The sequence below is a fragment of the Oleidesulfovibrio vietnamensis genome (assembly GCF_055388115.1).
This window is the reverse complement of sequence record NZ_AP042419.1, coordinates 2,144,478-2,156,576: the sequence shown is the minus strand read 5'-3', so window position 1 is coordinate 2,156,576 and position 12,099 is coordinate 2,144,478. Positions and strand designations below refer to the sequence as shown.

The 12,099-nt window shown below is 55.9% G+C and carries 6 protein-coding genes; 1 reads left to right on the top strand and 5 read right to left on the bottom strand.

Annotation, left to right across the window (positions count from 1 at the left end; genetic code table 11):
- Positions 1-183: 183 nt before the first annotated feature.
- The 3 genes from ACZ5D1_RS09745 to ACZ5D1_RS09735 form a co-directional block, all read right to left on the bottom strand.
- Positions 184-2,907: an ATP-binding protein gene (locus ACZ5D1_RS09745; RefSeq protein WP_464554760.1), complete on the bottom strand. Its 2,724-nt coding sequence runs from the start codon at positions 2,905-2,907 to the stop codon at positions 184-186.
- Positions 2,908-3,057: 150 nt separating this feature from the next.
- Entirely contained in the window at positions 3,058-4,158 is a 1,101-nt protein-coding gene (gene ychF / locus ACZ5D1_RS09740; RefSeq protein ID WP_011367641.1) for a redox-regulated ATPase YchF, read from the bottom strand.
- Between the two features lie 121 nt (positions 4,159-4,279).
- Positions 4,280-6,898: a M16 family metallopeptidase gene (locus ACZ5D1_RS09735; RefSeq protein ID WP_464554759.1), complete on the bottom strand. Its 2,619-nt coding sequence runs from the start codon at positions 6,896-6,898 to the stop codon at positions 4,280-4,282.
- Positions 6,899-7,108: 210 nt separating this feature from the next.
- On the opposite strand from ACZ5D1_RS09735, the gene ACZ5D1_RS09730 reads away from it, so the two are divergent.
- Positions 7,109-8,878 (top strand): STAS domain-containing protein, encoded by a 1,770-nt coding sequence (locus tag ACZ5D1_RS09730; RefSeq protein WP_464554757.1) that lies wholly within the window; start codon positions 7,109-7,111, stop codon positions 8,876-8,878.
- A gap of 125 nt (positions 8,879-9,003) precedes the next feature.
- On the opposite strand, the gene ACZ5D1_RS09725 is transcribed toward ACZ5D1_RS09730, so the two are convergent.
- Positions 9,004-11,586: a TIGR03960 family B12-binding radical SAM protein gene (locus ACZ5D1_RS09725; RefSeq protein ID WP_464554755.1), complete on the bottom strand. Its 2,583-nt coding sequence runs from the start codon at positions 11,584-11,586 to the stop codon at positions 9,004-9,006.
- An 80-nt stretch (positions 11,587-11,666) separates the two neighbouring features.
- Positions 11,667-12,032, bottom strand: a complete 366-nt coding sequence (locus ACZ5D1_RS09720) for a hypothetical protein (RefSeq protein ID WP_011367645.1) — start codon at positions 12,030-12,032, stop codon at positions 11,667-11,669.
- Positions 12,033-12,099 lie beyond the last annotated feature (67 nt).

Sequence of the window (12,099 nt, the reverse complement as noted above, 5' to 3'; positions counted from 1 at the left end):
GGCGCAGGCGGAAAAGAAAAAGCCCGGGAACTCCGAATTCCGCATCGCCGTGAATCCTGTTTTACTGACGGGTTCTGGTCTGTTGATTCTCTGGCTGATACGGCATTCCTGAGTCTCAGGCTTGCATTTCATAAAGGCACAAAGCGTGCCTGAAATCAGAAAATACAGTTCTGCAGGGTGTTGTCACCGTCCTCCGGAAGAAGGCTGATGATGGGACTGCGAACTGTCAATTTGCCGTCTCAGATGCTCTGTCATAAATTCCAGTACATGAATAAGTCTGGGGGCCAGAGTGACTGCCGCTTCAGTATTGCCTGAACGTCCGGCATTTTCAAGCTGTTCCGCTACGCTGCGCCCCGGTAGTGAGCCTATGCTGTGCAGCGTTGATTTCAGGGCATGTCCCTGTTCGGCCAGCGCCTGTATGTCTTTTTTTTGCAAAGCGTCGTGCAGCGCGGCTATCCTGTCCGGCATGGTTCTGACAAAAGTTCCCAGCATCACGGTAAGTACTTTCTGTTTGCCGTTCAGCATGGAGAGCGCAAGAGACAGGTCAGGCGGCGGAATCTCTGCATCCGCCTGTGCCGTACTTCCTTTGCCGGCGGCGGGCTGGAATCCATGTGCGGCGGAAGACTGGCCGGTTGATGCTGCTGCCGGCAGGGGGGCGTATTTGCCAAGCACATGATTCAGATGGTCGGGGGTGACAGGCTTTGCCAGATATTCCGTCATACCGGCCTGGAGAAACCTTTTTTTGTCACCTTCCATACTGTGGGCCGTCAGGGCGATAATGGGAATATCGGCGTTACGGTTGCCGCACGCCCCTGATCTGATTTTTTGTGCGGTCTGCACACCGTCCATGACCGGCATCTGGATGTCCAGCAGAACCACATCGAAATCTTGCGTGCTCAAGGCCTGCAACGCCTGCTCACCGTTCTGCACCAGCGTGCTGCTGTGTCCGCTGAGTCCCAGTATCTCGCGGATGACCTCTCTGTTGAACTCGTTATCTTCCGCCACCAGAACAGAAAGAGGGCTGGCGGCCTTGGACGGGCGGACCGCCGGATTTTCAGCCGCAGGAAAGACCCGTTCTTCCGGCACTGCCTTCAGCGGCAGACAGACGGTGAAGGTGCTTCCCTGCCGGGGGGCGCTCCGCACGGTTATGCTTCCGCCCATCATGTCTGCAAGCAGTTTGCAGATGGAAAGGCCCAGCCCTGTCCCCCCGTATGTTCTGGTATAAGACCCGTCAGCCTGCGTAAAGCTGTCGAAAATAGCGCTGTGTTTTTCTTTTTCAATGCCGATGCCTGTATCGGAAACGGAAAAGCATATGTCTGCGTGACCTGATGGAGCAGGAAATGCCTTGCAGGTAATTGTGATGTTGCCCGTATCAGTGAATTTGAGCGCATTGCTGACCAGATTGACAAGTATCTGGCGTACTTTGCCTTCATCACCCTCCACTGCACGGGGCATGTCCGGTGCCAGTTCCAGCTGCAGGGGCAGACCTTTGGCTGCCGCTGCGCTTAAAAACATCTCATGTACCTGTGTAAAAGGGGCATGCAGCATAAAAGGACTCAGCGCCAGTGTTGCCTTGCCGGATTCATAGCGTGAAAAATCAAGAATGGTGTTAAGGAGATCAAGCAGAGAATGAGCTGCTTTATTCAGTACTGTCAAGTGGTTGCGTTGCGGGGCAGATAGTTCTGTTTTCAGTATGACTTCGGACATGCCGATGATGGCATTCATGGGGGTGCGGAACTCATGACTGATATTGGCCAGAAATTCGCCCTTGGCCTTATCCGCTTCTTCCGCAAGCTCCTTGGCTTCCCGCAGAGCATGCTCTGCCTTGATCCTTTCTTCGATTTCAGCGTTCAGCAAGGCATTCTGCTGAAGTATGCGTTTTTCGCTTGCGGCGGCTGCCTCCGCACGGGCTTTGTGTTCACGTGCCCGCATGGTCGACCTGAAAACATGATAAAATGAAACCGCGATGATGGCGGCCAGCAGGGCAACGGCAACCAGCGTGACGTTGGGCGACACAGCACCGCCTATGCTCGGACCGCTGAAGACCAGCAGCAGATCAAAAGGCGAGTTGTCAACATGATGGCGTATACCGGTTTCTCTGCTGGTGGCGGCGCCGTGCTGCAGCATTTCCGGTTCGCCCTCGGAAGACAGCGTGTACAGCAGGCCCGGTTCCAGCCGTGAAGCCTGTCGTATCCATTCCGGTGATATCTGCTCTGCACGGTGCAGGGCTATGCCGCTTTGTCCCTGTAATAACAGTATGTAGGCATCGTTCAGGTCCCATAGTGATTCAAGGAAGGACGTGACGGCCCGTGTGTTGCAGAACACCACGGCGTATCCGGCCCGTGTGCTGTCTGTAACCAGAGGCACAGCGAATGTAAGTTCTTTGATTTCAGGGGTAAGAGAAAAAACGAGAGGGTAATCCACATCGCTTGCCAGTGCGCGTGCTATGCCCGCAGGCAGATGTACCGGCTCTTTGTTTGCAGATGTGTCCATAAGCATCCGCCCGGTAGAGGAAAAAAGAACAATGCGGTTGTAAAGGCGCTCCCCTGACAGGGCTTTGGAAGCGATAAAATCGGTCAGCAGGCGCCGGACTGCCTCCCGTCCGGCGGGGTGAGTCTGCCCGGGCTGTACGCTTTTTGGGGTACTGTCCGAAAAATCTATGAAGTCCTGTTGCCGGAACAGAAGGGCGGCATCAAGCTTGATTTCCCCTATCAGATGGCTGATGGCCGACGCCTGCCGCTCGGCCTGCGCCATTATGCGCAGTTGTCTGGCCTCCAGAGTCTGCCGCTGAGATATGTACACAAAGCTGATGAGGCAGACGATAAAAGCCGCCAGAGCCAGAGCGGGAAGAAGAAAAAGGAGCCTGCCGCGTTGCAGGCCGGTGTGTGCAGGCGGAGAGGATTTCATCGCTGCCCCTTTGGGTTAAGAGCACCGCAGCAGCTGCTCGGCGCAACAGACGGTCGGGGCGTGAATATATCTGGAAACACGGATCAGGCCAGATTCCTGCGGAATTCCTGACAGCCCCGGAGGTGCCGCAAAGCACCTCCGGGGAATGTATTACACATTGAAAAGGAAGTGAATAATATCCCCGTCGCTGACAACGTACTCCTTGCCTTCCACGCGAAGGACTCCGGCTGTGCGGCAGGCCGCTTCGGAACCGTGCTTTACATAGTCGTCGTATCCTATGACTTCAGCCCGTATGAAGCCGCGCTCGAAGTCGCTGTGGATGACGCCGGCTGCGGCAGGGGCTTTCCATCCTTCCTTGATGGTCCATGCGCGCACTTCTTTTTCGCCCACGGTGAAATAACTGATGAGTCCCAGCGTATGATAGCCGGTGTGTATCACTTTGGTCAGCCCGCTTTCCGGAATGCCGAAGGAGGCCAGAAAATCAAGCTGCTCAGCTTCATCAAGCCCCTGCAGCTCTTCTTCCACCTTGGCGCATATTTTGACCACGTCGCATGAGCGCGAGGCTGCAAACTCTCTGACGGTGACAACGTGTCGGTTGTCTTCTGCCAGACCTTCTTCATCCACATTGGCACAGTAGATGATTTTTTTGGCGGTCAGCAGGCCGAGTTCCTTGTACAGTGCGCTGATGGCATCGCTGTCTTTTTCGGCGAAGGTGGATGCGGGGTTGCCGGCGTTGAGATGGTCCACAAGACGTTCCATAGCGCTGACGGTAGCCGTCATGCTCTTGTCACCTTTGGACTGGCGGCGGGTTCTGTCCAGCTTGCGTTCAGCGGATTGCACATCTGCGAGCAGCAGCTCGGTTTCAATGGTTTCAATGTCGCGCAGCGGGTCAACCGTGCCGTCTACATGGGTTATATTCTCGTCGTCAAAGCAACGCACAACCTGCAGAATGGCTGCCGATTCACGGATATTTGCCAGAAACTGGTTGCCCAGCCCTTCACCTTTGCTTGCACCGCGCACAAGTCCGGCTATGTCGATAAAGTCGACGGTGGCATTGATGGTTTTCTGCGGTCTGGCCATGGCGGTCAGCTTGTCGATGCGGGCATCGGGCACGGGCACTGTGGCCTTGTTGGGTTCAATGGTGCAGAAGGGGTAGTTTGCCGACTCCGCATTCTGTGCTTTGGTCAGCGCGTTGAAAAGGGTGGATTTGCCTACGTTGGGCAGGCCCACGATGCCGATGCTAAGTGCCATGGTTTATTCTCCGGAAAAAAATATGGAAAGGCGCGGAAGCCTTCGGGCGGCTTCTTAGCCGTTTTTGTGATGATTGACAAAGAAAAAAACGGGCCGGTTTGCGCCAAACCGGCCCGGAATGTCAGGGCAGTACCCTGATGATATACGCATCCTGCGGAATGAGATATCTGCGGGCCACCTCCTGCAGGGCGGTGGCATCCACTTTTTCCGCTTTTTCGATAAGTCCTTTTTCAAAATCAAGAGGCAGCCCCGAGCCGGCAAGGCGGGCGGCTTCGTTGCTGCGGCTGCCAAGACTCTGCCTGCCCCGGTAGTAGTCGCCCCGCAGCATGTTTTTACCGCGGCGGATGGCTTCTTCAGGCAGGGGGGCCTCCTGCAGGTCGCGGATTACTTTTTTAAAACCGGCGTCGGCCTGTGCAAGTTTTTCAGGGTCGGTGCCAATATAAAAAGCCAGCAGACCGGCATGTTCCGACTGCCACGGGAACGCCGTCACAGTGTAGCCAAGCCCCTGTTTGTCGCGCAGATCTGTAAAAAGCAGGCCGGATTGTCCGGCAAGAACTGTCTGCAGCAGCTCCAGCGCCGAGGTGTCTTCATGCGTTATGGGCACGGTTTTGAATATCATCAGCATATGCGCCTGATTTCTGTCCTCCAGCGAGATATCCAGCTGTGTTTCAGCAGACCACAGCGGCACCGCAGGCACGGCGACAGGCCCGGAGGGGGCAGGCAGGCTGCGTGCCAGCCCGAGAATCTCTTCGCGGTCGAACTGTCCGCATACCGCAAGCACCCATGGTTGTGTCCGCTGCACTTTCCAGAATCCGGCCACATCTTCCGCGGTGTAGGCGGCCAGACGCTGCTCTTCACCCAGATGCAGGTATCCGTAAGCACTGTTGTGGAAAAGAAACGGAAACAATCTGCGGAACGCAAGCCCGAGCGGCTGATCTTCACGGGCCTTTATGGATGCAATCTGGTTGTCTTTTTCACGCGCGGTTTCTTCTGCAGCCAGTGCCGGAGCGGTGACAACGTTGCGGAACAGACCGGTGATGTCGGCACTGAATCTTTCCGGGTAGCGCGCGCTGATGGTGAAAGACGATCTGCCTGCAGAAGCTGACAGACTGGCTGCTCTGTCTGCCTTGAAAGCCTCCAGAGCGGCATTGTCCATCTGCTGGGTGCCTTTGGTCAGCACTCTGGCTGCAAGGGCTGCAAGACCCTGCCTGTCTTCATCCAGCAGGGCATCACCGCCGCGGAACACCAGATCGACCGCCGTATAAGGAAGTGTCTCGTCGGGAATGAGCACCACAGTGCGCCCGTCGCCCAGTTCAATCACTTCCTGCTGCTGCCCGTTGTCACCTTTTTCCGCGGGGGCGGCATGCCCGCTGCCCTTGGCGGGCCAGCCGTCGCGGAACAGCTCTGTCAGGTCATCGCTGTTCAGTCCGGCATTCTGCGGAGTAAGCAGCACTCCGTTCAGCCTTTCGGGAGTGAAAAAAGTGTCCAGAATGTCCTGAACTGATGTTTTTTCTACCTGACGGAGGCTTTGCAGATAGTTCAGTTCACTTTGTTCGCCGTTTTCAAAAAAATAAAAATGTCCCAGCTTGGAAGCCAGACCGGACAGCGTTTCCTTGGACCGGAACAGTTCGTCTTCCAGATTGAGCTTTGCCCGCGCCAGAGCGTTGTCTGTGAAACTGTCCGCACTCAGCCGCGCCAGTGCCGCCGAAAGCTCGCGGGTGAATTCCTCTGTTTTCTGCGGATCAAGTATGGCCGTAATCAGCAGAAGTCCTGTGCGCTCGAAGGAATAGGCAGAGACTGAGATATCGTCCACAAGCTGCTTGTCGTACTTGAACTCTCTGTAAAGCAGCGAGGTTTTATCTCCGCCCAGCATCTGGGCAAGTACTTCGACGGCAGGAATCCGGGCATCATGAAAGTTGGGAATAGGCAGGGCGAATCCCGCGTAGACCTTGTTCCACTTGCCCGGCTCCGCAGTCAGTGCGGGGGCGGCGGGCGAAACGGGCGGTGTGACCGGCTGCGGGGGCACGCAAGTCCGGGTGTTTGCAAGATTTCCGAAAAGCTTTTCAGCTTCTGCCAGAACTTCCTGTTCGTTCACGGCTCCGCATACCACCAGCAGCATGGACTGCGGCTGGTACAGGCGGTCGATATAGTCGTGAATGTCTTTGCTGGTTATCGCGCTCACTGTTTCGCGGTACCCGATGATGGGGCGTTCATACGGGGTCCGGGCCAGCACTTTTGCCGTCAGACGTTTGAAGAGAAGACTGCCGGGGGTGTCTTCTCCGCGTTCCAGTTCGGCAAGAACAACCTCTTTTTCCGGAGCCAGCGCTTCAGGGCTGATTTTTGCACCGAAAGTCATATCCTTGAGTACGTCCATGCCCAGACGCCAGTGTTCGGAGGGTACATCTGTAAGATATACCGTATAGTCAAAGCTTGTTGCGGCATTGATGTTGCCGCCTATCTGCTCGATGGCTCCGGCAACCCCGCCTTCGGGGCGTTTTTCCGTCCCTTTGAATACCATGTGCTCAAGCAGGTGGCTTATGCCTGCCTGCTGCGGTGTTTCATAGGCTGAACCCGCATGGACATACAGCCTGAGCGAGGCAAGCGGAAAACGGTCATCCTGCTGAATCAGTACAGTCAGACCGTTGGCCAGTCTGGTTACACTGGCGGCATGAGCGGCTTGAAAAGAAAAAAACATTAAGGCTGCTCCGATAAAAAAGGCTAGAATTCGCTGTTTTTTCATATGTGTCTCCTTGGTCCGCAAAGGCGCTGCAAGGTGTTTCCTCATCGTACGGTGCAGAATTTTACAGGTAATCCTTCTGCGGGACAAGGCAAGAAAGTCGCGCGGCCTGTACGGCACTATCATGCGCTGGCGCATCGGCATGCTATGTGGTAATTTGCAGTGGTGGAAATTGTGCACGGTTTATCTGTCATGCAGGAATGGAGAATTTTTTTGCCAAATAGCAGGGAAGACATTCGTCAGGCTTTTTTTGATGATGCCCAGAATCATCTGGCAGCAATGGGAGTTCTGCTTCTGGAACTGGAAGTGGCAGGAAAGGATGCCGACCATGAACTGCTGGATGGTCTGCTGCGCGCTGCGCACGCGCTGAAATGCTCTGCAGGCTTTCTGGATTACCGCCGTGCGTTCACGCTGGCACGGGCTCTGGAGTCTTTTCTTGACATGTGGCGCGAAGGGACGCTGGTTCCGGATGAATCGACAGCCGCGCGCGTGGAAAAGGCCTTTGATATTCTGGCGGTCCTTCTGACTCCCTCAGGTACATCTGAAAGCGAGCAGGCCGCGAGGAGCGAAAAAAGTGCTGAAGCGGAAGCGCTGGCCGCCGTGCTGGATGCCGCCGGCGGGGTTGAAGAAAACGGCGGAGGAACACAGTGCCCGGCGCAATACCGGGTGTACGCTCCGGACGGTGCGCTGGTGTTTGAAGGCCATTGCCCCGACCTGCACCTTGCGGGAAAAACCGGCAGCAACCTGTATGTTCTTGAGTTTATCTATGAAGAAGATCTGAACCGGAAGGATCTTTCACCTCAGGCGCTGCTCGGTTTTCTGCAGAAGAGCGGTTATATTCTGGCCATCGGCGGGCGTACTGTGCCGGTGGGATACGAACCGGCCGACGTTTTATGTGTTCTGTATGCTTCTTTTCTTGAAAAAGACCTTATCGCCGCGGTGTTTCAGATTGCAGCGGAAAAGGTGCACCCCGTTGACCTGCAGGACCTGCTTGCCGGAGAAGCCATGTGGCAGGCAGCTGTAGTGAAGGATGCCGAAGATGCGTTGCTGCACGCCGTCAGAGAGCCGCACAAGGACAGTGTGGATGAACTGGTAAGGCAGTACGACAATGCCATGGAGAAACTGCGCGCCGCTGCTGACGAGGACAAGGAACCGCTGGAAGGCTGGGACATTGAAGCGGTTGTTTCTCAGGGGAACGGCGGGGAAGTTGCCGACCCGTTCTGCATGGCTGTCGAATTGCATGCCGCCGATCCTGCGGGGGCTGAAAATACTGCATACGATGCGACGGCCGCCTCGGACTGTGCAGTTGCGCGGGGACAGACAGCAGACGCTGACGAGGCCGGACTGGTGGCGGAGTTCGAGGACAGTTTCATGGAAGATGAGGCAGAGCTTCTTTTGAATGAACTGCCGGAAGAGCATCCCCTGCGGGCTGCCTACGAAGCGGAGCCACAGGGCGACGAAGAGTTTTTCCGCGATACGGAAGAGCAGCCCGATTTATCTTACCTGAATGAAGCCTTGCCTGATGAGACTCCTGCCGGCGGCGTTGTGTTTGATCTGGCCATGCCGGTGGCAGAAAGCGATACCGGGTTGCAGTCTGCGTCCTTGCAGGATGCCAAACACAAGGGAGAGGCTGAAATGATTGCAGGATTTGCAGTGGGACCGGCGCAGGACGGCAACGCGGGCGTATTGCAGCTTGCCGGTGATATCACCATCGAGCGCAGCGCCCAGTTGCAGGAGGCTTTTCAGGAGGCTCTTTCACGCTACGAAGTGCTGCGTATTGATTCGCAGCAGCTGGAATCGGCAGATCTTACGCTGGTGCAACTGCTGTGTGCAGCAGCTGCCCAGGCCAAGGAAAGAGGAGGGCGCCTGGAAAGCGAGGGGCTGCCTTCCGCAGGCCTGATGCAGACTCTTGTGCTGGCAGGTTTTGATGATGCCGCCATGAAGCGCAGGGGGCTTGAAACGTTTACGGGGTCCGGCGACTGAGCGCGGCAGATGATGAATATGCAGCCGGCCTGCTTCTGAACAGTTTTTTACTTTTGAGATTTGCCGGACAGGCAGATTAACGCAGCCAGCCCCTCTGAGATGCTGAGGGGCTGGCTGTTGTGTATCTATTCAAATTCCTGCGACAGCTTGATCAGGGAAAAGTCCAGAATGGTCGAATCAGGAACTATGACTTTGACCAGAGCCAGCGGTGACAGATACTGCTGTGACCAGTCCATATCCAGAGCCATGCTTGTCCCGCCGATCATGCTGAAGTTGCGGAACATGGGCCTGATATCCGTGGAGCGGGGTCCCTTTTTGGTTTCCCGTGTCCAGACCAGTTCGTCCAGATTTCTGAATGCTTCCCACGCGGCAAAGAATGCAGCTTTTTTTTCTTCGGGGCCCGTGTAATCCAGCCTGTAGGTTTCTGTCACCGACTGAATGACTTTTTTCTGGTTGAACAGTTCTTCCACAAAGAGCACTTCCATTCCGGCAGGCAGTTTGCCGTACAGCGCCTGACGCACCTGTTCTGCCGTATGCGGAGTGCGCAGGTATATGCTGAACCATTCCGCACGGCTGGCCACGCCTACAGGAAGGGCTCTGCCGAACGATATAAGCGGGAGCGGGTGGAATCCCTGAGAAAAAGTCATGGGCAGGGATGCCTTGCGCATGACCCGTTCAAAAAGACTCTGGAGTTCAAGCTGGCTCAGAACAACAGCCCGATCCTCTTTGGAGTACCAGACGCGGAAATGTCCTGCTTTCACCTTCAGTTCGTCAGCAAGTTTCGGCGGTTCATTCTTGGCGGAGGGAAGCACATTGCCGGTTTCGTCCGTCAGGGGGGTGTGCGCCTGCTGATCGCGTTCCTGTCTGTTGAGCCGGTTGCGGTATGATGTGGTATCTGTAAGCCGGTCAAGACCGGATTCCTTTTTGCCCACATCACATACGCCGCAAAGCCGGCAGGCTCCGTAACGGCAGTCTTCAGTGATTTTCATGGCATAGGCACGCTCACGTTCCTTTGCCAGAAATTCCTTTGTTGTGCCGCTGTGCAGATGATCCCACGGCAGCGGCTCGTCTGCGGTGCGTTCCCGTGTGTATTCGTCGGGCGAAAGCCCATGCTCTTCCATTGCCTGCATCCACGGATCGAGCGACAGACCTTCAACCCAGCTGGCAAATGTGGCGCCTTTCCGGTAGGCGCTTTCCACCACGCCGGACAACCGTCTGTCTCCGCGTGAGAAAATGCCTTCAAGAGCGCTCATTACCGGTTCATGCCAGCGCATCTTCATGCTTTTTTCACGCTTGAAGGCATCGCGCAGGTACTGGATGCGTTCACGTATTTCGGGCAGCGTGAGTTGCCGTTCCCATTGGAAGGGGGTGTGAGGCTTGGGCACAAAAGGTGATATGGCCGCAGTCACCTGCAGACGGCGCACTCTGCCGGCGGCTCCGCGTACTTTTCTGCACAGATCAACGATAGCATCAAGATCTTCATACGTTTCGGTGGGCAGGCCTATCATAAAGTAAAGTTTGACCTGCTGCCAGCCGTGCTGGAAAAGCTTCTGGACGTGCAGCATCAGTGCTTCTTCCGTAATGCCTTTGTTAATGACATCACGCAGACGCTGGCTGCCTGCTTCGGGGGCAAGCGTGGCGCCGGTACGGCGTATTTCCGCCATGCGCCCCATGATATCGTCGTCAATGGAACCCACACGCAGCGAAGGCAGCGAGAGCGAAACCTGTTCTTTGGCGCAGCGGTCAACTGTGCTCATGAACAGCGTTTTGAGCGCCGAAAAATCTCCTGTGCTCAGGGAGAGAAAAGACAGCTCATCATAGCCGGTGGAGGCAAGGCATTCTTCCAGCAGGTTCTGCAGATGATCCACCGACCGTTCACGCGCCGGGCGGTAGATGATGCCCGCCTGACAGAACCGGCAGCCGCGGGTGCACCCGCGGCCTATTTCCAGTGCCAGCCGGTTATGCACGGCGCCGAAGGGCACCGGCTGACTGGCGGGAAAGAACGCCGTGTCCATATCGGGAATGACACGTCTGGTGACACGGGTATAGTCCTGATGCTTCGGGGTCAGTGTGCCGTCCGCACTGTTATAGCTGAAAAGTGAGGGAACATAAATTCCAGGAATATTTCTGGCTTCGTAGAGAAATTGCGAGCGGCTCCACCCGAGAAGGCGGGCTTTGTTCTGCAGGTCAAGCACTTCCAGCATGGCTTCTTCGCCTTCGCCCAGAACCATCAGGTCAAAAAAATCTGCCACAGGTTCGGCTGCCAGCGTACACCCTCCGCCGGCGGCCACAACCGGCCAGGCGGAAAGGTCATCCCCCCTGTCTGCAGCCCGCAGCGGAATACCGCCCAGATCAAGCATGTACAAAACGTTGGTGTAGCACAGTTCATGCGTAAGGCTGAATCCGAGAAAATCCAGATCCTTCAGCGGCGTATCCGACTCTAGCGTACAGAGGGGGGCATTGTGCGTACGCAGAATATCGGCGGCTTCCGTACAGGGAGTGTATACCCGTTCCGCCCAGAATTCCGGCCGCTGGTTAAGCACTCCGTACAGTATTTTCTGGCCCAGATACGACATGCCCACTTCGTACATGTCAGGAAAGGCCAGCCCGATACGCATATCCACTGTTGCGGGGTCCTTGGTGACGGTTCCTTCCTCTATGCCGGCATAGCGGCTGGGGCGGGGCAAAAGCGAAAGCAGTTGACGCATGATATCCTCTGGGTAGACGGAAAAAGGGTGACCGGCAGGTCACCCCCTGAAAGTACAACAGACCGCGCAGAAAAACGCGTTTATTTACGGAGCAGTTCAGATACGTTGGAAAGCTTGCTTCCGCCGGCTCCGGCAGAGGCTCCTCCCAGATTAAGGCCGCCCAGACCACCGGTGGAAAGCGTCAGATTGCTGATGGCTTCCATGTATTTTGTCTTCAGATCTTCGGGGGCGGATTTGTACTCGTACAGCACATGCTTGCAGGATATTTCACCTGTGAAATCCTGCTCGAAAGGGTAACCGTAAGGAAGCATCATCATCTGCACGCCTTGCTGGGTGGGCACTGTCTGAAGCGTGGCTACTTCGAGCAGCTTGTCATTTTCCGCATCGTGTTTGCCAAGAACCAGTTCGCCGGTGATCAGTTTTACAAGACGGATATCGTAAGCCATTGGTTTGCTCCCTTTTCGTTTTGCGTTGCGCTTACACAGCGCAGTGTAAGTTCCGGCATACGTAGGG